This is a genomic window from Paenibacillus sp. Y568, from assembly GCF_059445545.1.
This window is the reverse complement of sequence record NZ_JCAIUM010000031.1, coordinates 1-22,654: the sequence shown is the minus strand read 5'-3', so window position 1 is coordinate 22,654 and position 22,654 is coordinate 1. Positions and strand designations below refer to the sequence as shown.

General features: G+C 40.9%; 22 protein-coding genes, 9 tRNA genes, 1 rRNA gene and 1 riboswitch. Of the genes, 13 read left to right on the top strand and 19 right to left on the bottom strand.

Translation table 11 applies throughout. From position 1 onward, the window contains the following. Nucleotides 1-100 precede the first annotated feature (100 nt). From AC1D7X_RS25030 to AC1D7X_RS25000, 7 genes are all read right to left on the bottom strand, one after another. Nucleotides 101-775, bottom strand: a complete 675-nt coding sequence (locus AC1D7X_RS25030) for an HAD family hydrolase (protein WP_495476371.1) — start codon at nucleotides 773-775, stop codon at nucleotides 101-103. Nucleotides 776-858: 83 nt separating this feature from the next. Next, nucleotides 859-1,605: an amino acid ABC transporter ATP-binding protein gene (locus AC1D7X_RS25025; RefSeq protein ID WP_495476370.1), complete on the bottom strand. Its 747-nt coding sequence runs from the start codon at nucleotides 1,603-1,605 to the stop codon at nucleotides 859-861. 18 nt (nucleotides 1,606-1,623) lie between these two features. After that, nucleotides 1,624-2,283 (bottom strand): amino acid ABC transporter permease, encoded by a 660-nt coding sequence (locus AC1D7X_RS25020; RefSeq protein WP_495455328.1) that lies wholly within the window; start codon nucleotides 2,281-2,283, stop codon nucleotides 1,624-1,626. An 88-nt stretch (nucleotides 2,284-2,371) separates the two neighbouring features. Continuing rightward, nucleotides 2,372-3,136 (bottom strand): amino acid ABC transporter substrate-binding protein, encoded by a 765-nt coding sequence (locus AC1D7X_RS25015; protein ID WP_495476364.1) that lies wholly within the window; start codon nucleotides 3,134-3,136, stop codon nucleotides 2,372-2,374. A 163-nt stretch (nucleotides 3,137-3,299) separates the two neighbouring features. After that, nucleotides 3,300-3,425, bottom strand: coding sequence for a diguanylate cyclase domain-containing protein (locus AC1D7X_RS25010; protein WP_495476369.1), 126 nt, complete (start codon nucleotides 3,423-3,425; stop codon nucleotides 3,300-3,302). A gap of 19 nt (nucleotides 3,426-3,444) precedes the next feature. Beyond that, the gene (locus AC1D7X_RS25005) at nucleotides 3,445-5,280 is read right to left on the bottom strand and encodes an ABC transporter ATP-binding protein (protein ID WP_495476363.1); all 1,836 of its coding nucleotides are present in this window, start codon (nucleotides 5,278-5,280) and stop codon (nucleotides 3,445-3,447) included. After that, a complete protein-coding gene (locus tag AC1D7X_RS25000) occupies nucleotides 5,261-7,003 on the bottom strand; it encodes an ABC transporter ATP-binding protein (RefSeq protein WP_495476362.1) in 1,743 nt (580 codons plus the stop codon). The genes AC1D7X_RS25005 and AC1D7X_RS25000 overlap by 20 nt, the downstream gene beginning before the upstream one ends. A 434-nt stretch (nucleotides 7,004-7,437) precedes the next feature. Between AC1D7X_RS25000 and qoxA the strand changes: the two genes are divergently transcribed. The 5 genes from qoxA (at nucleotide 7,438) to AC1D7X_RS24975 (ending at nucleotide 11,723) form a co-directional block, all read left to right on the top strand. Beyond that, nucleotides 7,438-8,484, top strand: coding sequence for a cytochrome aa3 quinol oxidase subunit II (qoxA, locus tag AC1D7X_RS24995; protein ID WP_495455324.1), 1,047 nt, complete (start codon nucleotides 7,438-7,440; stop codon nucleotides 8,482-8,484). 80 nt (nucleotides 8,485-8,564) lie between these two features. Continuing rightward, the gene (gene qoxB, locus AC1D7X_RS24990) at nucleotides 8,565-10,508 is read left to right on the top strand and encodes a cytochrome aa3 quinol oxidase subunit I (protein WP_495476361.1); all 1,944 of its coding nucleotides are present in this window, start codon (nucleotides 8,565-8,567) and stop codon (nucleotides 10,506-10,508) included. Then, nucleotides 10,505-11,101 carry a cytochrome (ubi)quinol oxidase subunit III gene (locus AC1D7X_RS24985; RefSeq protein WP_495455322.1) on the top strand — a complete coding sequence of 199 codons (597 nt, stop codon included), beginning with the start codon at nucleotides 10,505-10,507 and terminating at the stop codon, nucleotides 11,099-11,101. Before qoxB ends, AC1D7X_RS24985 begins: the two co-directional genes overlap by 4 nt. Before the next feature lie 4 nt (nucleotides 11,102-11,105). Beyond that, the gene (gene qoxD, locus AC1D7X_RS24980) at nucleotides 11,106-11,393 is read left to right on the top strand and encodes a cytochrome aa3 quinol oxidase subunit IV (RefSeq protein ID WP_495455668.1); all 288 of its coding nucleotides are present in this window, start codon (nucleotides 11,106-11,108) and stop codon (nucleotides 11,391-11,393) included. 93 nt (nucleotides 11,394-11,486) lie between these two features. Then, nucleotides 11,487-11,723 (top strand): DUF6953 family protein, encoded by a 237-nt coding sequence (locus AC1D7X_RS24975; RefSeq protein WP_495455321.1) that lies wholly within the window; start codon nucleotides 11,487-11,489, stop codon nucleotides 11,721-11,723. Between the two features lie 96 nt (nucleotides 11,724-11,819). Here the strand turns inward: AC1D7X_RS24975 and AC1D7X_RS24970 are convergent, their stop codons facing one another. Beyond that, nucleotides 11,820-12,680: a VOC family protein gene (locus AC1D7X_RS24970; protein WP_495455320.1), complete on the bottom strand. Its 861-nt coding sequence runs from the start codon at nucleotides 12,678-12,680 to the stop codon at nucleotides 11,820-11,822. A gap of 155 nt (nucleotides 12,681-12,835) precedes the next feature. On the opposite strand from AC1D7X_RS24970, the gene AC1D7X_RS24965 reads away from it, so the two are divergent. From AC1D7X_RS24965 to thiE, 8 genes are all read left to right on the top strand, one after another. Then, complete coding sequence (locus AC1D7X_RS24965; RefSeq protein WP_495455319.1) at nucleotides 12,836-13,378, top strand: helix-turn-helix domain-containing protein; 543 nt, start codon at nucleotides 12,836-12,838, stop codon at nucleotides 13,376-13,378. 1,261 nt (nucleotides 13,379-14,639) lie between these two features. After that, nucleotides 14,640-14,744: riboswitch (TPP riboswitch) on the top strand. 177 nt (nucleotides 14,745-14,921) lie between these two features. Beyond that, nucleotides 14,922-15,614, top strand: coding sequence for an ABC transporter ATP-binding protein (locus tag AC1D7X_RS24960; protein WP_495476360.1), 693 nt, complete (start codon nucleotides 14,922-14,924; stop codon nucleotides 15,612-15,614). Continuing rightward, entirely contained in the window at nucleotides 15,604-16,371 is a 768-nt protein-coding gene (locus tag AC1D7X_RS24955) for an ABC transporter permease (RefSeq protein ID WP_495455317.1), read from the top strand. The genes AC1D7X_RS24960 and AC1D7X_RS24955 overlap by 11 nt, the downstream gene beginning before the upstream one ends. After that, a complete protein-coding gene (locus AC1D7X_RS24950) occupies nucleotides 16,368-16,811 on the top strand; it encodes an ABC transporter substrate-binding protein (RefSeq protein WP_495455316.1) in 444 nt (147 codons plus the stop codon). Before AC1D7X_RS24955 ends, AC1D7X_RS24950 begins: the two co-directional genes overlap by 4 nt. 44 nt (nucleotides 16,812-16,855) lie before the next feature. Further along, nucleotides 16,856-17,317, top strand: coding sequence for an ABC transporter substrate-binding protein (locus AC1D7X_RS24945; RefSeq protein ID WP_495455315.1), 462 nt, complete (start codon nucleotides 16,856-16,858; stop codon nucleotides 17,315-17,317). A 92-nt stretch (nucleotides 17,318-17,409) separates the two neighbouring features. After that, nucleotides 17,410-18,201, top strand: coding sequence for a hydroxyethylthiazole kinase (gene thiM, locus AC1D7X_RS24940; protein ID WP_495455667.1), 792 nt, complete (start codon nucleotides 17,410-17,412; stop codon nucleotides 18,199-18,201). A 71-nt stretch (nucleotides 18,202-18,272) separates the two neighbouring features. Next, nucleotides 18,273-19,097 carry a bifunctional hydroxymethylpyrimidine kinase/phosphomethylpyrimidine kinase gene (gene thiD, locus AC1D7X_RS24935; protein ID WP_495455314.1) on the top strand — a complete coding sequence of 275 codons (825 nt, stop codon included), beginning with the start codon at nucleotides 18,273-18,275 and terminating at the stop codon, nucleotides 19,095-19,097. Beyond that, complete coding sequence (gene thiE, locus AC1D7X_RS24930; RefSeq protein ID WP_495455666.1) at nucleotides 19,084-19,752, top strand: thiamine phosphate synthase; 669 nt, start codon at nucleotides 19,084-19,086, stop codon at nucleotides 19,750-19,752. Before thiD ends, thiE begins: the two co-directional genes overlap by 14 nt. 172 nt (nucleotides 19,753-19,924) lie before the next feature. Here thiE and AC1D7X_RS24925 read toward each other — a convergent pair whose 3' ends face one another. The 11 genes from AC1D7X_RS24925 to rrf all read right to left on the bottom strand — a co-directional run bounded on the left by AC1D7X_RS24925 (nucleotide 19,925) and on the right by rrf (nucleotide 22,650). Continuing rightward, nucleotides 19,925-20,917: a Gfo/Idh/MocA family protein gene (locus AC1D7X_RS24925; RefSeq protein WP_495455313.1), complete on the bottom strand. Its 993-nt coding sequence runs from the start codon at nucleotides 20,915-20,917 to the stop codon at nucleotides 19,925-19,927. A 679-nt stretch (nucleotides 20,918-21,596) separates the two neighbouring features. Beyond that, nucleotides 21,597-21,667: transfer RNA gene (locus AC1D7X_RS24920), tRNA-Gly, on the bottom strand. 12 nt (nucleotides 21,668-21,679) lie between these two features. Beyond that, nucleotides 21,680-21,753 (bottom strand) — tRNA-Pro (locus AC1D7X_RS24915). Between the two features lie 44 nt (nucleotides 21,754-21,797). Beyond that, nucleotides 21,798-21,882 (bottom strand) — tRNA-Leu (locus AC1D7X_RS24910). A gap of 15 nt (nucleotides 21,883-21,897) precedes the next feature. After that, nucleotides 21,898-21,973: transfer RNA gene (locus AC1D7X_RS24905), tRNA-Lys, on the bottom strand. Between the two features lie 10 nt (nucleotides 21,974-21,983). Beyond that, a tRNA-Asp gene (locus AC1D7X_RS24900) sits at nucleotides 21,984-22,061 on the bottom strand. 31 nt (nucleotides 22,062-22,092) lie between these two features. Continuing rightward, a tRNA-Met gene (locus tag AC1D7X_RS24895) sits at nucleotides 22,093-22,169 on the bottom strand. 19 nt (nucleotides 22,170-22,188) lie between these two features. Then, nucleotides 22,189-22,263: transfer RNA gene (locus tag AC1D7X_RS24890), tRNA-Glu, on the bottom strand. 19 nt (nucleotides 22,264-22,282) lie between these two features. Beyond that, nucleotides 22,283-22,374: transfer RNA gene (locus tag AC1D7X_RS24885), tRNA-Ser, on the bottom strand. Nucleotides 22,375-22,379: 5 nt separating this feature from the next. Next, nucleotides 22,380-22,455: transfer RNA gene (locus tag AC1D7X_RS24880), tRNA-Asn, on the bottom strand. A 78-nt stretch (nucleotides 22,456-22,533) separates the two neighbouring features. Then, nucleotides 22,534-22,650, bottom strand: a 5S ribosomal RNA gene (rrf, locus tag AC1D7X_RS24875). Nucleotides 22,651-22,654: the final 4 nt, after the last annotated feature.

Sequence of the window (22,654 nt, the reverse complement as noted above, 5' to 3'; positions counted from 1 at the left end):
CGGGGGGCTAGTTCTCTTTTCCATTTAAATTACAATCCTTACTTCTGTTCATCTTAACTCATCCATGTTCTTAACTCATTCATCATTCCACTTTGGTGTATTATTCCGAACTCTTACTTACAAATATATCGTTAACAAGCTGTACGAAATCCAACTCGTCGAGACTATTTACTCTGTGATACCCAGAATCAAACTCCATTAACCGAGTTATTTCATTTGGGGTAACCACACAATGCATACCAGCAGCCCTAGCGGCTTTTGCGCCATTCAGCGAATCCTCTATTGCAATTGCTTCGTCCGGTTTAACTTGTAGACATTCCAACGCCTGTATATATAATTCAGGATCCGGCTTCACATGGGTTACATGATCAGAAGTCCGAATACATTCGAAATATTCTCGAATATGTAATTGATCTAAATATTTCTCAACCCAATTCAAGGATGAGCTAGATGCTAGCCCAATTCGTAGTCCCGCTTCTTTAGCTGCATTAAGATATTCAAGAACGCCTGGACGAATTTGCTCAAGTTCCATAAGTTGCGTATGACGAAGATGAATTGCGCTTCGGAATGAATCACGTTCAAGAGGGATGTTCTTCTCCGTTATTAAATATTCATATGGATCAAATATATTAAGGTCCGTCCCAATACACTGGGAATACATTTCACGTGTCAGTTCTACGCCATGTTCAAGATAAGCCTCCTGAAAAGCTACATACCATGCTGTTTCAGTATCAATAATGGTACCGTCAAAATCAAAAATCAGTGCTTTTATCAACCCGATCATCGCCCTTTCTTTATGCATTTCACTAATTATCCTTATATGAACATACCATAAATTCCTTTAAACACTATTATAACTCAATCTTCTACGCGACTTAAGAATGCCTTAGTTCGGTCCAACTTAGGGTTACCAAAGAGCTCCTCAGGTGTTCCCATTTCAGCAATCTCTCCGTTATCCATAAAAATAACCCGATCCGCCACATCGCGAGCAAAGCTCATCTCGTGTGTTACGATAATCATTGTCATATTCTCCTCCGCTAGTTGCTTGATTACGCGTAATACCTCACCTGTCAGTTCCGGATCAAGGGCTGAAGTAGGCTCATCGAACAATAGAATTTCAGGATTCATCATCAAAGCTCTCGCGATAGCTACCCGTTGCTTCTGTCCACCCGATAGATTTGCAGGCAACGCCTTCGCCTTATCTGCAAGCCCTACCTTTTCCAACAGCTCCGTACTTCTCCGTCTAATTTCAACCGCATCGTACTTCTTCAAAGATTTCGGAGCTAACTCTAAGTTCGCCTGGACAGTTAAATGAGGAAATAGATTGAAGTTCTGAAACACCATACCCATTCGGGACGTAACACTCTTAATCTTCGCTACACTTGGATATTCACCCTCTTCAACAAGAGGTTCGCCTTGAATATGAACACTCCCACCAGTAACATCTTCTAGATAAACCAGGCTTCGTAACATCGTACTCTTGCCTGAACCTGAGGGTCCAATAACAGCGACTACCTCTCCCTGATTAACAGAGAACGTTACTTTTTTAAGAACATCTAATTTTCCAAAAGACTTTTTTAAATTCGTTACTTCTATCATACTCATCATCTTCCTACAGTCCTTTTATTCATATTTATATCTCTTCTCGATCATCTTGAAGAAGAGTGTTAGCACCATCGTCATCAATAGATAGATCACTGCTGCTACGAAAAAGGGCGTAATTGAGAAATCTCTATTCACCGCTGTCTTTGCAAAATACAATAATTCAGGCACGGCAACAGCATACAGAAGCGCTGTATCTTTAACTAGGGTGATTGACTCATTGGCCACAGAAGGAAGCGCAACTCGTATCATCTGTGGAACGATCACTTTTGTCATCGTCTGCCATTTACTCAGACCAAGGACCTGTGCTGCTTCATGCTGACCCTTATCAATCGAGAGTAGTCCTCCACGGAAAATTTCTGCGAAATAAGCTGCATAATTCAAAGTAAACGCAAAACACGCTGCAGCGAATCGATCTATAACTAAGTATTCTCCGACTACAGGAAGAATTGGAAGGCCAAAACAAAAGAAAAGTAATTGTAATAATAATGGTGTTCCCCTCATTACATATACATAACTATGTGCGATCCATACGACTGGCTTAATACGACTCTTAGCCATCAGTGTAATGAGGAATCCCAATGGCATCGATAACACAATCGCGATTAAGAACAACATAATCGTTGTCTCTGCCCCTTCTAACATAGGCTTAGTAATACTTATTAAATAATCCATACTCATTGCTTATTCGACTCCTAAGTAAAGAAAAACCGGAATAGTGAATCCTTCCGGTTTTCTACATGATTATAGAAACTGTTTGTGGAACTCATTATTTCAGAACTTTATCTTCTCCGAACCACTTCGTAGATATTTGAGCTGCAGTACCATCTGCAATCAATTCATCCAATGCTCCTTGTACACTCTTTAGTAACTCCTCGTTACCCTTTTTCACACCAATGCCATATTGTTCAGGAGCAAGGGCTTCATCTAAAAGTTTGTAGCCTTTTTCTTTTGACATATAATATTTCGCTACGACTTCGTCAATAACAACGGCATCAAGACGCCCTACCTTTAAATCGCTTAATGCAAGTACATTATCCGAGAATTCAGTTACTTCCTTAACGGTATCCTTCACAGGATTCGCATTTAACGCATCCGATGCAGAGGAAAGTGTCTGTAGTCCGATAACTTTACCCGCTAAGTCATCTATCTTAGATATATTTGATTTCTCAAGCACGACAACTACCTGACTATTCTCAAGGTATGGTTTGGTGAATAATACTTTTTCCTTCCGATCATCTGTGATCGTATATCCATTCCAGATCAAATCAATTCGACCACTCATAAGCTCAGACTCTTTCGATGACCAGTCAATAGGTTGGAACTTAACTTCTTTCCCCATCTTCGCAGCCGTAGCCTTTGCATAATCAATATCGAACCCTGTAAGTTCATTATTATCATCTCTGAATCCCATGGGTGCAAACTTGTCATCTATTCCAATCACCAATGAATTCGTATCCTTACTCGATGAACATCCTACCAAAGTCACCACAATTATTGCACATAGGGCGGCAAATACGGTGATTCTTCTCATGTTGACCCCTCCACAATAACTAAAATTTATTAACGCTTTAGTCCGCTACCACGGTATCAGGGTATTATAATACCATACCAGAGAAGAAATTTCGAGAGAAATAAGACGATCAACACAATACAATTATTTCCACAATAGAATCCCTTAAACATCCCTATTTCTATTATTTATATCGCGGGAATAGACATCGAAAGCTCACATCATCTACACCTGCTGTAAGCCGTACTTGAGTAGCTACTTGCTTCAGTACTTCATCTCCTCTAGCATGCCCATAAGTGTCATTAACAATAGAATTGAAATATTGATCATTATTCTAACTGTGAATCATACAGGCTTTTATAGAATCCTTGTAATTCAAGAAGTTCCTCATGAGATCCTTTCTCTATGAGTCTACCATCCTTTAGTACTAGAATTTGATTAGCCTTGCGGATTGTATTTAGTCTATGAGCTATGACAAAACTAGTACGTCCCTCCATTAATCTCTGGAGACCTAACTGAATCTTAATTTCAGTCACAGTATCAATACTACTTGTTGCTTCATCTAGAATTAGAATGGAAGGATTCGCAAGAATCGCTCTGGCAATGGCCAGAAGTTGCTTCTGTCCTTGACTAATCCCAGCTCCGCCATGTTTGAGTACCTTATCATACCCACCATTCAACCGTTCGATAAAAGAATGAGCGTTCGCCAATCTCGCCGCTGTCTCAACCTCTGCATCCGTCGCATTAAGTTTACCATAGCGAATATTATCTCGAATTGTTCCTTCGAATAGGAAGGAGTCTTGCAATACAAAGGCCATATGTGAGCGTAAATTTTCTCGTCGAATTTGGGTAATATCGTGGCCATCTATTGTGATTTGTCCTCTATCTATCTCATAAAATCTTGAAAGTAACTGGATTAACGACGTTTTGCCCGCACCAGTCGGTCCTACCAGAGCGATCATTTCACCGGGAGCAGCCTCAAAACTAATATCATGTAACGTTTCTCCCCCTTGATCATAAGCAAATGATACATGTGAGAAAGATACCGCACCTCTCACGTTATCTAAAGTGATCCCGTTTGTCTCATCTTTAGCTTCCACTTCCTCGTCAAGGATTTCGAACACGCGTTCAGCTCCGGCAATCGCAGATAACATCGTATTCCATTGGTTCGCCAGATCATTTAATGGTCTTGTGAACTGCCTTGCGTACTCGACGAATATAACAATAACACCAATGGATATCGATCCATGGATCGCTAGGATCCCACCTACGCATGCAATCAAGGCAAAACTCAAGTTATTTAATGCATTCATTAATTTCGGAATGAATCCTGATATGGCTTGAGCCCAGAACCCCGACTGTTTAATCATTTCATTGCGTGTTCTGAATTCATTCATTACCTTTTGTTCCTGAGAGAACGCTTTTATAATACGCTGACCCGACAACGTCTCCTCAACATATCCATTTAAGTCTCCCAAATTACGCTGTTGTTGCCTAAATAAAGGTCCCGTACGCCAAGTAATCCAGCGCATACCTAATACCATTAAGGGTACAACTAGAAACGTTAGTATCGTTAATAACGGACTTAGCCATAACATGACGATGATTGTTCCCACCAGCGTAAGTACACTAGAGAAAATCTGTATAACAGAGCTATTTAATGTTGAACTAACATTATCAATATCATTAGTGACCCTACTCATTAACTCACCCTGTTGACGTTTTCCGAAAAAGGGAATCGACAAACGATGTAATTGCTGGAATAAATCCACCCTCAATCGATATACGGTTTCCTGAGCAATGCAGATCATCCAAATGTTTTGTAACCATAACGAAAGTGAATGTAATCCATATACCATTCCTAATCCACCTAGGAAATACAACCAAGCCCAATCTGCTTGACGTTCTAAGTATGTATCTATCGCTGTCCCAATCATGTAAGGACCAAGCAAAGCCAATCCAGAACTTAAGAATACCATGATAAGCACCAGGATGAGTCGACCTTTATGAAAAGATAAGTACATCCACAATCTTTTCAATGTACCTGCCATATCCTTGGCTTTACGCTTATCCTTCTTATTGGAAGGGACAGATTTCACTTCTTCTTGCACATTGTTTACCTGAGATCGTGGATAACGGAAAGGCTCACTTAATTCTTTCCACATGTCGTACACCTCCCTCTTCGAACTGGGATTCGTAAATACGCTGATATAGATCGCAATGATCCAATAGTTCCTCATGATTTCCTTGTGCAAGTAGCGAACCCTCGTCCAACAATAGAATGTGATCCGCTCCAATGGTAGAGCTTATTTTCTGCGTAATAAGCAACGTCGTGCATGACACACTCTTCAGAGCTTTAAGTAGTGCAGACTCTGTTCTTACATCTAATGCGCTAGTGCTATCATCAAGCAATAATATTCTCGGTTTACGTACTAACGCTCGGGCAATCGTCAGCCTTTGTTTCTGACCACCTGATAGATTAACACCTTTTTGCCCTAATACCGTATCGTAGCCTAATGGAAACTTTATAATGGAATCGTGAATTTGAGCTAACTCCGCAGCCTCCATGATTTCTTCGAGAGTAGCATCACGTTTACCCCAAGCAATATTGTCTCGAATAGTACCTGCGAAGAGAATCATCTCCTGAGGTACATAACCAATGGCATCCCGTAAATATGAGACGTCAAGCGTCCGTGTATCCTTTCCATCTATCCAGATGACCCCTTCATTCTGTTCGTACAACCTAGGAATAAGCCCTAGAAGCGAGGATTTCCCTGCACCCGTAGCTCCCATAATAGCAACCGTAACACCCGACCTAGTCTCAAATGAAATATCACGCAACACGGCAGCCTGCGTATCCGGATATTGAAATGTCACGTGTTCAAAAGATACATTCCCTTTAATAATAGAAGAAGTATCTTCACCCTCCGTCACACCCACAAGATTACTCTCCGTCTCAAGTGCCTCTGCTATACGTTGAGCTGAAGCACGAGCTCTTGAGAAGTTAACTACAATCATGGAAAAAACAGATAATGCACCTGTAGTTCGCATGGAATAATTCACTACAGCGACCACCTCACCCATGGTTGCATCACCCATGCCTATCTTTCTCTGCCCGAACCACAATACGGCCAGGATCCCAGCATTCATAATTAACAGAATAATTGGCATCGTCAATTCTGTCAGTCTTAGTGCTGAAACTGTTCGTTTCATTAATTCGCTACTTACACGTGAGAAGCGCTCTGTTTCATATTTCATTCGTCCAAAGACTCGGATTAATCTCATACCTATTAGATTCTCTTGAATCACACCATTAACAGCATCTAATCTAACTTGCACGGTTCGAAATAATCTGCCTGCTTTTTTCATAACGCTAAGTAGGAAAACAAGCAATATTGGAACCGTAATAGTCAGTAATAGGGCAAGCTCTGTATGAACAATAAATGACATGATAACACTACCCATGATAAGTAGAGGAGCACGCATCATGATTCGTAAACCCATAAATACAGTGTTTTGAAGTTGCGTAACATCATTCGTTAATCTTGTTATTAACGACGAAGCAGCAAACCTGTCAAATACCGCTAATGAGAAAGATTGCACTTTATCATACAACCGCTCTCTCAGATCATATGCGAACGATTGACTCACATGAGAAGCAAAGAAAGAACTAACAATTCCTGAACTAAAGGCAATGATCGAACATGCAACTAAGACTCCGCCCCATTGCAACACAATAGATAGGTCACGATTAATAATGCCTTTATCAATAATTATAGAAATGACAAACGGCTGAATTAATTCCACAGACAACTCAATTAACATCATCAATATGGCTACGCCAGCAGTGATTCGATACTTCTTCAGAAAACCCATACATGTACCCATTCTCTTCCCTCCACATGATGCAGGAACATCACTCCAATTTTAAACAAAATATGACTTATTATAACAAAATATGCGCTTGGCAACTTGGGTATGCTATTTTCAAGAACCCCGAGTCAGACACCAAAAATGTAAGTAATTAGCGAACATTCGTAATTTTGAGGGTTACAATTGTGACAATTAGAGTAACTTTTACGAACAATTGAACATTCTATGAACGAAGCTAAACCTGCGCCATTACAGTGATTTATGTCACACAGAGGTTGGAATGTAACAATTTAATCACAATTTGTTAAATGTTTAGACAAAATTCAACAATTTAATGGTAATTGTTCAACAAAATGGCTTTTGCATTATTCGCGAGATATTCCTAATATATAACTATGCTTGTTTATCCGTAATCATTTAAATGCAGCTCATAAAGGAAGGAGTTTACCATGAAAAAAAGAGTATCATTATTAATGCTGTTCACGAGCTTTGTTTTGCTCTTATCAGGATGTAGTTCACTTACGGTATTAAACCCTAAAGGTCCTGCTGCAAGAACCTTAACCGATACGATCATTTTCTCAATCTTGATGATGGCCTTGGTGTTACTTGTAGTATATGTTCTATATGTCGTGTTCTTAGTGAAATATAGAGCGAGCAAATCAAAAGCAGATTACATGCCTCCACATGAGGAAGGGAATAAATGGCTTGAAGTTATATGGATAACCATCCCTATTATCATTGTAACTATTCTTTCGGTAGTAACGGTAACATCAACAAGTACAGTGGAGAAAATTCCTGAAGGTTATCAAGATCAGGAGCCTTTGGTGATTTATGCAGCTTCATCTAACTGGAAGTGGCATTTCAGTTACCCAGAGGAAGGGATTGAAACAGTAAACTATCTTAACATCCCAGTTAATCGTCCAATTGAATTACGATTGTATTCTTTCGGTCCAATTACAAGTCTTTGGATACCTCAGCTAGCTGGACAGAAATATGCCATGAGTGACATGGTGAATACCTTGAATTTGGTTGCTGACGAACAAGGATCTTATTTAGGAAGAAATTCTAACTTCAGTGGTAAAGGTACAGCACAGATGGAATTTGAAACACTTGCTATGACTCCTACAAAGTTTGTTGAATGGGTAGATGAGGTTAAGACAACCGCCCCTTCTTTGGAGGAAAAAGAGTTTAAAAACTTACTGTCTACTGCATATGTTGGACGCGAGTCTTTCTCAAATACACACTTATCGTTTAGTCCAGCACCAGGTGATCATTCTGATCATATGAACCATACGGATATGGAGAATGGCAATATGGAACATCAGGATAACAAAGATGTGCATCCTGCACCAGCTACAGAACCTGAACAAACAGAGTTCGATACTGTTCCTAATGTAGATCCAAATCAACCTTTACCTTCATCTCCAGCTGAAGATAGTGACAAAGATATCGATAACACTGATTACACTGGTCACGAAGGTCATGATGGACATTAAGAAAGTAACAAATATTTAAATCACTTCTTAATACATCTAACTTTAATTTTCATATATAAACTGAAAGGAGTCAAATCCTAATGAAATGGGACGAATTTTTCGTTACCGGTGAACCGATGATTTACGGTGCGATGGCAAGTATTGTTCTTGCTACTGTTGCAATCATCGTCGGTCTTACTTACTTTAAAAAATGGGGTTACCTATGGCGCGAATGGCTAACCACTGTAGATCATAAACGTATCGGGGTTATGTACATCCTTTCCGCTCTGATTATGTTGTTCCGTGGCGGGGTAGATGCCATCATGATGCGCTTTCAGACAGCCGTTCCCGAGAACAAGTTTCTGGATGCGCAACATTACAATGAGATTTTCACAACACATGGTCTGATCATGATTCTATTCATGGCTATGCCATTTATTATTGGTATTATGAATGTCGTCATACCGCTCCAGATTGGTGCAAGAGACGTTGCATTCCCACGTTTGAATGCTATTAGCTTCTGGCTTTTCTTCGCAGGTGCTATGTTGTTAAATCTTTCGTTTGTTATCGGAGGATCTCCAGATGCAGGTTGGTCAGCTTACTTCCCGCTTGCAAGTCTAGAGTTTAGTCCTACGGTAGGAAATAACTATTACTCTCTCGCTTTACAGATTTCAGGTATTGGTACATTGCTGACAGGGATTAACTTCATTGTAACGATCCTTAAGATGCGTGCACCAGGCATGAAGCTTATGCGGATGCCGATGTTTACTTGGTCATCCTTGATTACAAGTGTTATTATTACATTTGCTTTCCCAGTTCTTACAGTTGCACTTGCTCTAATGATGTTTGACCGAATCTTCGGATCTCAATTCTTTACCATGTCTAACGGTGGGATGGATATGTTATGGGCCAACCTATTCTGGGTATGGGGACATCCTGAAGTATATATCGTTATTCTTCCTGCATTCGGGATATTCAGTGAAATTATCGCGACATTCTCGAAGAAGAATTTGTACGGTTATACCTCCATGGTCTGGAGTATGGTCGTTATCTCACTCTTGTCCTTCTTAGTATGGGCGCATCACTTCTATACAATGGGTCAAGGCGCTATGGTCAATGGATTCTTCTCCATTACAACAATGGCGATATCCGTTCCTACAGGAGTCAAAATCTTTAACTGGCTATTTACCCTTCGTAAGGGTAAGATCAGCTTCACGACCCCGATGCTCTATTCACTTGCCTTTATTCCAATTTTCACAATTGGTGGTGTAACGGGTGTCATGCTAGCTATGGCTAGTGCCGATTATCAATATCATAATACGATGTTCTTGGTAGCCCATTTCCACTATGTTCTCATTCCTGGTACAGTCTTTGCCGTTATTGCGGGCTTCCACTATTGGTTCCCTAAGGTATTCGGCTTCAAACTTAATGACCGTCTTGGAAAACATGCATTCTGGTGGATTGCAGTTTCATTTAACGTAACCTTCTTCCCACTATTCTTCCTAGGATTGAAAGGGATGGTACGTCGTACGTATACCTATTCAGCAGAAACAGGCTTTGGTCCACTCAACTTACTTTCGTTTGCTGGTGCACTAGGTCTTGCCTTCGGTTTCATCATACTTGTGTATAATATTTACTACAGTATCCGTTATAGTCCACGTGACACAAATGGAGATCCATGGGATGCACGTACGTTGGAATGGGCAACAAGTAGCCCGATTCCTGCATACAACTTCGCTATAACTCCAAACGTCAAGGGTAGAGATGCATTGTGGTCTGCTAAACATGATAACCAACCTATCTTTGATGGTGAGATCGAACCGATCCACTTACCAAGTAATAGTGGTAAACCAGTTATTCTTGCGGGTATCTTCTTCGCCTTTGGATTCTCATTAGTATTCAGTTGGTTTATTCCAGCGATTATATTTGGTATCGGAATTATAATCGTAATGGCTACAATGTCCTTCGACCGAGATCATGGCATTATCATATCCGTCGAAGAAATTATTGAAACAGAAAAGAAATTGCGGGGTGAAACGCTATGAAAATAGATGCCACTAAACCGCTTGAGTATGGGTCAGAGGAGAATAGTAACAAGGTCTTTGGTTTTTGGATCTTTCTAGGAGCTGAAATTGCTCTCTTCGCCACCTTATTCACCGTGTATTTCGTTTTAGTGAATCGTTATGCAACTGGTCCAAATGGTCCTGAGTTGTTCGAATTATCAGGTGTTCTATGGGAAACATTCTTGCTACTTACAAGTAGCTTTACAATTGGTCTAGCAGTTCACAGTATGAGACTTGGTTTGAAGAAACCGATGATGATCTTCTTTGGTCTTACGTTGCTCATGGGTCTAGGTTTCCTTGGCATTGAAATCACGGAATTCTTCACTTATGTACATGAAGGAGCAACATTATCGACAAGTGCCTTTACATCCAGCTTATTCGTACTACTAGGAACACATGGAGCTCACGTAAGCTTTGGTATATTATGGGGAGCATCTATCTTACTCCAAGTTAAGAGACAAGGGTTTACATTGGCAACTGCCAATAAATCCTTTATCTTCTCTCTTTACTGGCATTTCCTAGACGTTGTCTGGATCTTTATCTTTAGCTTTGTTTACCTGAAAGGACTGATGTGACATGATGAAACAGCTATTTCCAATTCGCCATGTAATGGGCTATCTATCCTCCCTCATCCTTTCGGCCATTGCATTAACTGCTTTACTTGATATTCCTTTTGCTTCTAAGATGGCGATCTTAGTTGTTACAGCCATCATACAGGCTTCCTTGCAGCTGTTTGTGTTCATGCACATTAGTGAAATGGCTAGTACCAAAAAGGAACTCTACATCAATATTGCCTATGCTCTTTTCGTTGGTCTGGTCACGATCTTTGGATCGATGTTCATCTTCGTATGGGGCTGGTATAATTAATTAGAGATGTTTATAATGAGAAATGCAGCTTCTCCTACAATGGTAGGCAAGCTGCATTTTTCATTACATAATATATGGCGAGGATTGATACAAATGGAATTTACAGCAGATCAAGTGGCTGAATGGATGGCATCCGAATTAAAGGATAAAGGTAAATTAAATCAAATCGATGCGGTTAAGCATATCTTTGACAACTTCGGTGAAGACTTTATTTACGTGAATGATAATGGCAACCAATCCATATCCAAAGATGTTAAAAAGGCCTTTAAAAAGTTACACAATGGACGAGCAGCGTGGGATCGTGACGGTTTCTTCTGGTATTGGACCTAATCTCTTTATACTTTTCTGTAACAAAAAGGTGCTGGAATGATCCAGCACCTTTTAATGTTTTTTATATTTTATATAACGTCTTCAATCTCTTCTATTTTAATTCTGACTCAGTAGCTTTAATGAAATATTGGACGGATCTTTCACGAACCAACCACCGTCATGATAAGTTACAGTAGTCCCCGCATTCTTTAATTGTACGATCACAGCATCAAGATCAGCATGAGTAGGCAGGACTAATGTGAAATGATCTAATCCTACGGCTTCATCTGGTGCAGGCGGAGCCCCGACTCCAGCCCAGGTATTCAATCCAATGTGGTGATGGTACCCTCCTGCAGATATAAATAACGCCATTCCCCCATAATGAGCGGTAACATCAAACCCCAGAATACCGCAGTAGAATTCCTCTGCCTTTTGCAGGTCAGATACATGGAAATGTACATGTCCAATGATAGTGCCTTCCGCTAACCCGCTCCAAGACTTCCCTTCGGATATCGCAAGTAAGCCATCTACATCAACTGGATCAGTTGTCATGATATATTCCCCAGCTGCATCACGTTTCCAGCTATCCTTGGGTCGATCTGCATAGATCTCAATACCATTGTTATCAGGATCATTAATATACAGAGCCTCACTCACTAGATGATCTCCTTGGCCTACATCTATGTTATTTTTAATTAAATTTTTCAACGATAATCCCAAAGAAACTCGATCTGGCACCAGAATGGCGAAATGATATAACCCTGCTACAGACCTTTCAGGAAGAACTACAGCATTCGCTATTTGCTCTAATATTAACAAAGGATGTCTACCGTCTACCGTAAGCTCTGCCATATTCTCCGTTTGGTTCAGAATTCGTAATCCTACGACCTCTGTATAAAAAGTAACGGAACGTTTCAGATCGCTAATCTTAAGTTTCACTAAGCCAATCTCAGTACTTGGATGTATTTGGTGTGTCATAACCATCTTCCTCTCGCTAATTATTACGATCATATTTAAGCAATATATTTGTAATAGAAATATTTATTTAATAAGATAAATTTATCATGATTGTTTTGCTTAGTCAATATTTATTTGGTATTATAAATAAAAAGATTCAATTAGGAGAGATTATTATGGATATTGGTTCAAATATCCGGTCCATTCGCAAAAGGAAAAACTGGTCTATTCAGCAAATATGTGAACGTACTGGATTATCACAAGGATTTATGAGTCAAGTAGAGAACAATAAGACATCCCCATCCATAGCTACTTTAGATAGCATTGCCCAAGCATTACACGTACCACTCGCATTTCTTCTATTAAAGAACGAAGAACGAATGCAAATCATACGCAAAGACGAACGACGAAAGACTATTCACGGTAAGAAGAACTTTGAAGTTGAACATCTAACGAATCGTGGTAATGTACGAATGATGCTAGTTGAGATGCCCCCAGGCGCCTCAACAGAGGATACTCATGCGCATGCAGGTGAAGAGATGCATTTCATCATACAAGGCACCTTATACGTCGAACAAGGGGAAGATTCTGCTACTCTAAGTGCGGGCGACTCTTTTAGTTGGAAAGCCTGCATACCTCATTACGTTAAGAATGTAGGGAATGAAGTAGCCATCGTATTAATCTCCATTAATAACGATTCAGACGGTGAAGTGTATTAGAATTATTATGATCTCTTCATGTATACATTCCATAAGCTGTAGAAGCTTAAGTGGCGGTAATTTTGGGCCGTGGAATAGGGACGTATTCTGTAATACATCGATTGAAGTAATGCGTTCGTTGTTGCGTGGATCGAAGTATTACAATCTTTGTTACGTCAATTGACGTAATGCGTTCCCCGATACGTGGATCGAAGTAATACGTTCCTTGTTCGTCAATCGAGGTAATGCAATCCTTGTTACATGGATCGGTGGTATCTCAATCTAGGTAATGCAGTCGTGTTACGCTAACCAAGGTAATGCAGTCCGCGTTATGTTAACCGAGGTAATGCAGTCCGCGTTACGCCAATCGGTGGGTCTCAATCGATATAATACAGTCCTTCTAACCCCACATGGTGGCTGATCATTTCATTTAACAGGAAATTTGTAGCTAAGTGTTCTGCTAAGAGTGTACAAGTCATAAATAACAGGAGAATTCCTGTTATTTCATGTTCCTTTTAACAAATATCGCCTACTTGATGAATTGCAAATTCAAGTTACACTCATATTCGTATTGAATATTCAATATTGTTATTGTTATTTGGCATTTCTTTTCCAAGTATTTAGAGACTGAACAAAATCAGAAGTTGTAAGTCTCCTAACCACAAATATTACTTTTCGCTCGCATAACACCTATAGTCTTCGTTATTAGTTAGTATTAGCTATTAGCCTTGATACTTGCGTCGCCATAGGCCTTGAACGTTACATCAATATTGTTAAGTTCCTCAATGTGTAGCGAGTATCCACTAACTGTTTTCTATTTAAATTACCTCCACTACTTTCTATTTACCTTATATCAACTATTTCACTTTCCCCTACTCAATTCTATTTACTTTATACCCACTCCTTTTCATTACTTTCACCGACTCTTTTCCACTTTCCTTATATACTCTTCTATTACCTTATCAACTATTTCCCATTTACCTTATCCAATATACTAAACAAAATACCAGAGCTACGCGACACATCTCGTTCGATGTTAACCAGATGCATGTGTAGCTATATATATATATTTATCTATATATCCGATCGTTTCCTTTCTTCAATCCTTCACTCATCAAATTTGCATGACAAAAAAACAGCCCTACCCCACTTTCACCCTTCAAAGTTGAGGACGCGCTGTCCGTGATCACGATACGTAATCAAGAGACCAACATTGATTCCTCTATTTACTTATATCCAAAGTATGTTATATTGGATGGGTTATTAATTGAATAAGACCTTTGTATTTCACTAGGGGAGTCTAACGACTGAGATGGAGCTAAGAATTTCCGGACCCTTGGAACCTGATCTGGATTATACCAGCGGAGGGAAGTGGAACGAAATCTTCAACTCATGCGATGATTAGCTTGATTGGACTTTTTGACCCACTCATTTCCCTCCGGAAATGGTTGGGTCTTTATTTGTTTATTTTACAGAAAGCGAGGGGATCCCACCAATTTTATCACTACATGATTTATCCTACTCTTTTGCACACCGACCTAATGAATCTCCGCTGTTTCAACAGTTGTCCCTCCAAGTTCATGCAGGTGAATTCATTTCCATTATTGGAGCAAGTGGTTGTGGCAAGAGTACCCTATTCAAGTTAATCGCTGGACTTTTAGAGCCCCTAAGTGGGGAAATTCGGATACATGGAGAACAAGTCACACATCGATTAGGAACAGTCGCATATATGCCTCAAAAGGATCTCCTTCTACCCTGGCGAACCGTTCTAGACAATTGTCTACTCCCTTGGGAGCTTAATCGAGAACAATCCCGTAGAAACAAAGAGGATACTATCACAGAGATTAAGGAAATCTTACACCGCCTCGGCTTAGGAAAATATGAACTTGCCTTTCCAGATGAATTATCCGGTGGTATGCGACAACGTGTCGCTTTTCTCAGAACACTAATTACGGGCCAAGATTTAATGCTACTAGATGAACCCTTTGGTGCACTTGACGCCATGACAAAAAGAGACATGCATCGTTGGTTACTTGAACTTTGGGATGAGCTACATAAGACGGTTCTCTTCATTACACATGATTTAGAAGAAGCTATTCTATTAAGTGACCGAATCTTCCTTATGTCCCATGACAGTGATCAAGGAATACAAGAAATCGTCGTAAATCTCCCTAGACCGAGACATTACGAAATGAACTACGACCCTCAGTTTATAGAATTGAGACAGAATTTGGAGAGACGACTACATGTTACTTAAACGCTGGGCACTTGATTATGGATGGTTTGTACTTGTCTTACTTGTACTCTTACTATCTTGGGAGTCCGTTGTCACATTAGGCTGGGTCCCTTCTTTTATTATTCCCGCGCCAAGCTCAATTGTCCGTGCATTATTCAACAATCGGCAGCTATTGCTTGGTCAACATTTGATCGCTACTTTAGAAGAGGTTTCTTTAGGTTTTATATTCTCTGTCATCGTTGGCACTATTTTGGCTACGGCTATGCATATCTTTCGTTCAATTGAGAAAGCTTTCTATCCTTTCTTGATTATTAGCCAGACTATACCTTTAATCGCACTTTCTCCTATCTTCATCATGTGGTTTGGTTACACCCTTTGGAGCAAAGTTGCCGTGATCTTCCTGACGGCCTTCTTTCCGATCGTTGTGAGTACTTATGATGGCCTTAAGAAGGGTGATCGCGATTATATAGAGCTACTGATGACGATGGGAGCTAACCGTTGGGATATTCTTCGGAAGATTGAAGTTCCGCTGGCCTTGCCTTCCTTTTTCTCAGGACTGAAGCTCTCCATCGTATATTGTGTCGTGGGAGCTACCATTGGCGAATGGTTAGGAGGTACGAAGGGGTTAGGTTACTTTAGTCGTCGAATGTCGAGCAATATGCATACAGATGCCATGTTCGCATTCATACTTATCCTCTCTTTACTTGGCATTTCCCTTTTTATGTTGATTGTAATCTTAGAGAAACAATTTCTTAAGAGGAGAGGAACTACGAAATGACATCAACTAGGAAAGCAACGATAACCATACTACTAATATGCACTCTTTTATCAATCACAGGTTGTCGTTATGGAACGAGTTCACAGCAGCAAGTCACTTCGCAACTCTCTTCATCTGCGGAAAAAGAACAACTTCAAGACCTATCGATCATGCTCGATTGGTATCCAAATGCTGTTCATTCCTTCTTGTACGCAGCACAAAAGAATGGATATTTCGCGGAACAAGGATTAAACGTTACGATTCAAATGCCAGCAGATACCAACGACTCTTTAAAATTAGTTGCCGCTGGACAAATTGATCTGTCCCTTAGCTATCAACCACAGGTACTTATGGCACGCGGTGAACATATTCCAGTGAAATCGATCTCCGCAATCGTGAGACATCCGCTCAATCATCTCATGGTGCCTGCTGATGGAACAATTATTCCCCTAAAGACCTAGTAGGTACAACCGTTGGATACTCGTCCATTCCTCTATATGAAGCGATGATTAGGAACGATGGAGGAGATCCTGAGAAGGTCAACATGGTCAATCTAGGTTATGATCTGATTCCATCAATCGCTACTTCAAAAGTTGATGCCATAATGGGTGGTTTCATCAATCACGAACAACTGATCCTAGCTAAGCAAGGGCACCCCATGCTCGCTATGAATCCTACAGATTATGGAGTACCCGATTATTATGAACTCGTACTTGTCGCAAGCGATCAAGGTATGAAAGAGAACCATGAGCTATTGGCTAAATTTATTACAGCCATTGGCGAAGGGCAAGAATACATACAACAACATCCTGATCAAGCTCTTTCTATACTTTTCGAACATGAAGACCAGACATCACCACTCGATAAAGAAATAGAAACGAAGAGCTTACAGATTCTATTACCTCTTATGGACCCTGAAGGCCATCCTTTCGGATACCAAGCTCCAGAATCATGGAAGAACGTTTAACAATGGTTAATCAGTAACAAGCTGCTATCCAAATCGATAGACGTTAATGATGCATTTATCAATTTCTAATTCATTCTAAGGAGGAAATAATGATGTCATTTCTACAAAAGGTACGTCAAAAGAATCCACTTGTTCACAACATAACCAATACGGTAGTTACCAATTTCACTGCAAATGGGTTACTTGCCTTAGGTGCCTCCCCCTTTATGGCAGATGGCCAAGAAGAAGTTGCCGAAGTGGCAAAACTTGCAGATGCCGTTCTACTCAACATGGGTACTCTGAATGAACGGATTGTAGAATCAATCCTTATCGCAGGTCAATCAGCCAATGAGAATCATGTTCCCGTCGTTTTTGATCCAGTCGGTGCAGGTGCTACTTCCTATCGCACGACTATAGCACAACAAATATCTCAAGAAGTTAAACTTACCGTACTTCGCGGAAATGTCGCTGAAGTAGCCCATGTTGTTGGTGAGAAATGGTCCATTAAAGGGGTCGATGCTGGTTCGGGTGAGGGTAATGTGATTCAGTTAGCGCAAAAGGCAGCTCTTAAATTAGATTGTATTGTAGTCGTTACTGGTCAAGATGATATCATTGCAGACGGACAGACTACCTATATTGCTAGTAACGGTCATCGGATGATGACACAAGTTACGGGATCCGGATGTTTACTTGGGTCTGTGATTGCAGCCTTTTTAAGCGTTGCTGAACATCAAGACTTAGAATCCGTTTTAGAGGCTGTTACCTTCTATGGCATTGCAGCAGAAATAGCCGCTGAGCACACACTAACTCAAGGACCTGGAAGTTTTCAGATCGAATTCTTGAATCAATTAGCGATGGTATCTCCAGAAGTTGTTCAACAAAGAGCTATCATTCACAAACTTTAATAGAGAGTATTACAGTTCTGGCATACAAAACATACGAAGAAATTAGAAGCAAATGAATTGGAGGTTACACTATGAGTATATATAAAGCTTTGACCATTGCAGGTTCAGATAGCGGAGGCGGCGCTGGCATTCAGGCGGATGTGAAGACATTTCAAGAATTAGGTGTATACGGAATGACGTCCATTACTGCGCTAACCGCACAGAATACGTTAGGAGTTCAAGGGGTCTTCCCTTCAAGTATCGAAGCCGTTACGATGCAGTTAGACTCCATTGGGCTTGATTTAAGACCTGATTCCTTAAAGACGGGGATGTTATTTAGCAAAGAGATTATTCGAATCGTTGCTGATAAAATACGGCAGTACAATTGGTCGAACTTGGTCATTGATCCTGTTATGGTGGCCAAAGGTGGCTCTCCTCTGTTGCAACAAGAAGCCGTTCAATCCGTTATTCGAGCTCTGCTCCCACTTGCTCTTGTAACCACGCCTAACGTACCTGAAGCAGAGATACTTACCGGAATGACGATTCAATCCCTAAGTGATCGGGAAGAAGCTGCTAAGGTCATCTATCAGATGGGTAGTCAGTATGTCGTGATGAAAGGTGGACATGATGCTTCTACCGAACAAGTTGTGGATCTACTCTATGATGGACATGAATATATTTATATGGAGAATACGCGAATTGAGACGAGACATACGCATGGTACGGGTTGTACCTATTCAGCAGCCATAACAGCAGAATTAGCCAAAGGGAAATCTGTACTTGAAGCTGTTCAGATTGCGAAATCATTCATTCAATCGGCGATTGAAGATCAATTAGGTATCGGTTCAGGTCATGGTCCTACGAACCATTTTGCATACCAGAGAAGACAACGGGGTGAAGAATATGTCTCCCGCTGATGCTAAGTTCAATGCCATTCGTTCATCGCTCAGACTTTACTTCATTATGGGAAGTATCAACTGCCACAAGGATCCTGTAGACGTGTTGTTCGAGGCGATCTCTGGCGGTATTACCATGTTTCAATTTCGTGAAAAGGGTCCTGACGCATTAGTCGGACAAGCTAAGCTTGCATTAGCCCAACAACTCCAGAAGTTATGTCGGGAACACCGAATCCCATTCATCGTGAACGATGATATTAATCTAGCTATTGCTATTGACGCGGATGGTGTCCATGTTGGGCAAGATGATGAACCCGCAAGTTCCATCCGTAAAAAGTTAGGTCCCCACACGATCATCGGTGTATCTGCTCATACGATCGAAGAAGTTCAGCAAGCGATCCAAGATGGAGCTAACTATTTGGGTATAGGTCCTATTTATCCAACGCAATCCAAAGATGATGCCCAGGCAGTACAGGGTACAAGACTTCTTCATGACATACGTACACAAGGTATTGATATTCCCTTAGTTGGAATAGGTGGAATCACATCAGATAATGCTTCAGCTATAATCATGGCGGGCGCAGATGGCGTCTCTGTTATATCAGCTATAGCAAGCGCCGATTCTATTAGGGATGCTGCTGCTGAGTTCATTCGGAAGACAGATATTCGACAATAGAACATCGCTTCTTATAAAGCAAGGGGCTCCTAAGCCAGTTATAACCATAGCACAGGGGTCCCTTTTTTCAATAACTATAATTTTAACGTAAAAAATACCCATTCAACCATCCTCACTCAGGAGCGGTCACGATTTCATGTACTATTTTATTGATAGATCAACCTATTCTGTACTACAACAAATCTGCTTCAAATTGAAGTCCGATCTGTCTTCTTGCCTCCTCCATCACCTCTGCAACAATCAGTGAATTGGCAAGTGAATTTACGTTGCTATCTCGTTGATTACTCTGCAATAACCTGATGAACTCTTGAATTTCATAATACATTGGCTTATGTGCATCTGGTTGATTAAGGTCTTCAATCGTACCATCACTATAATGAATCTTAATATCTTGTGGTGAACTAATTTTATCCATAACCAGCGTCCCGTTTTCTCCCTGAATTTCTACAGGCAGATAGGAATCCGTAATTTTAGAATGCATAATCACTGCATCCATCTTGTTGTATCGTATAACCATACTTCCTTCTCCGTCTGCCCCAGTCGATAGTAATACACCCACAGCTTCAATGGATTCTGGTTTGCCGAAGAGAGTCACCATTGGATAAATACAATAGACACCCAAATCCATTAATGAGCCACTAGAGTATGCTGGATTGAAGACATTTGGAATACTTCCACTTCCATTCTGTAATTCTTCATAGCTAGATGTATACCGGCAGAAACTTGCAAAATAGCGTCGTACCCGCCCTATTTTATACAAGTTATCTTTCAAGATCTGATAACACGGCATGAGTGTCGATTTCATAGCTTCCATTAACAGAACATCATTTGTTCGGGCTGTATCTATCATCTCTACAAGCTCTTTCACATTCGAAGCCATAGGTTTCTCGCATAAGACATGTTTACCGTGATTCATACATACGATAGCTTGTTTAGCATGAAGTGAATTAGGACTCGCAATATAGACAGCATCTACTTCATCACTCGATACCATTTCCTCCAAGTTCGTGTACACGTGTGGAATATCATATTTATTTGCAAAAGTTCTCCCTTTTTCCTCTGTACGTGAGTAAACTGCACTTAATTTAAAAAATTCTGACTCGATCCCTGCTTGAACGAAACGTTCCGTTATCCAGTTGGTTCCAATGATTCCAAACCGTATCATCGTGATCACCTTCCATCTCTTTTTAAAGTCTTACTTATATATAACGGCTTGTTCGAGGAATTGTACACCCTTTTGTTCAAATAATAGAAAATAATTCTACATTCTTTGTGCAAAATAACCAAAACCAGTTATACTTATTTTGGAAAATAATGATATAGAAAGAAGTGTGCTTATCATGTCTTTTGAAATCGTAGAGGCCACGATCTCAGATATTCAAGCTGCCCCAGAGTCAGGCGATATCACTTCTAGGAATCTAGTCCTCATGTATCTTGATCGTATAGCACATCATGATTAGAATAGCCTGACGATTAACTCCGTGCTAGAGATCAATCCAGATGTTCTATTCATTGCGGAGGCCTTAGATAGCGAACGGGCATTACAAGGCGCTCGAGGAGCACTCCACGGGATTCCGAAATTATTGAAAGATAATTATAAATACCGGAGATAAAATGCATACCAGTGCAGGCTCACTCGCGCTAGCCAACTCTTTTGCAGAAGACGACACCTATATCGTTACAAAACTTCGACAATCTGGAGCCATTATTCGTAAAGCACCTAATTTAAATTGTTTTCTATAATTACTGGCCTAATTGAAAAAAAAATTATATAAACAAAAAAGAGCTACGGGGAAACCGCAGCTCTTTCTGTTTAAAACTAACTATTCGCTTATTAATCTCTAAGCGGGTGATGGGAATCGAACCCACGCTATCAGCTTGGAAGGCTGAAGTTCTACCATTGAACTACACCCGCAAAAATAAAATATCGGGACGACACGATTTGAACATGCGACCCCCTGGACCCAAACCAGGTGCTCTACCAAGCTGAGCTACGTCCCGATGTTATGAAATGATTATGCCATTCAGTCATTCCAATGAAAAGATGGTGCGCGTGGAGGGACTTGAACCCCCACGTCGTGAAACGCTAGATCCTAAGTCTAGTGCGTCTGCCAATTCCGCCACACGCGCACAATTTAAAAAATATGGTGGGACATGAAGGGTTCGAACCTTCGACACCCTGATTAAGAGTCAGGTGCTCTACCAACTGAGCTAATGTCCCTTGTAAAAAATGGCGGAACCGACGGGATTCGAACCCGCGATCTCCTGCGTGACAGGCAGGCATGTTAGGCCAACTACACCACGGTTCCACATTGAATATATTCCTCTAAGGAATAAAATTGGTTGCGGGGGCAGGATTTGAACCTGCGGCCTTCGGGTTATGAGCCCGACGAGCTACCGGGCTGCTCCACCCCGCGTCATTGTAAAATATGCTATTGGTGACCCGTAGGGGAATCGAACCCCTGTTACCTCCGTGAAAGGGAGGTGTCTTAACCGCTTGACCAACGGGCCACATATGTAAGACTCTGTCTGGCGGAGAGAGAGGGATTCGAACCCTCGAGACGCTTGTGGCGCCTACACGATTTCCAATCGTGCTCCTTCGGCCAGCTCGGACACCTCTCCATATATGGCTCCCCGAACAGGACTCGAACCTGTGACAACTCGATTAACAGTCGAGTGCTCTACCAACTGAGCTATCAGGGAATATAAGCAATTGCTTCATATATGTAAACTATAAAACATGAGTGACACATACATGTACACATGTGATGTAGAATACTCGCTTGGCGGCGTCCTACTCTCCCAGGACCCTGCGGTCCAAGTACCATCGGCGCTGGAGGACTTAACGGTCGTGTTCGGGATGGGTACGTGTGGAACCCCTCCGCTATCGCCACCAAACGGG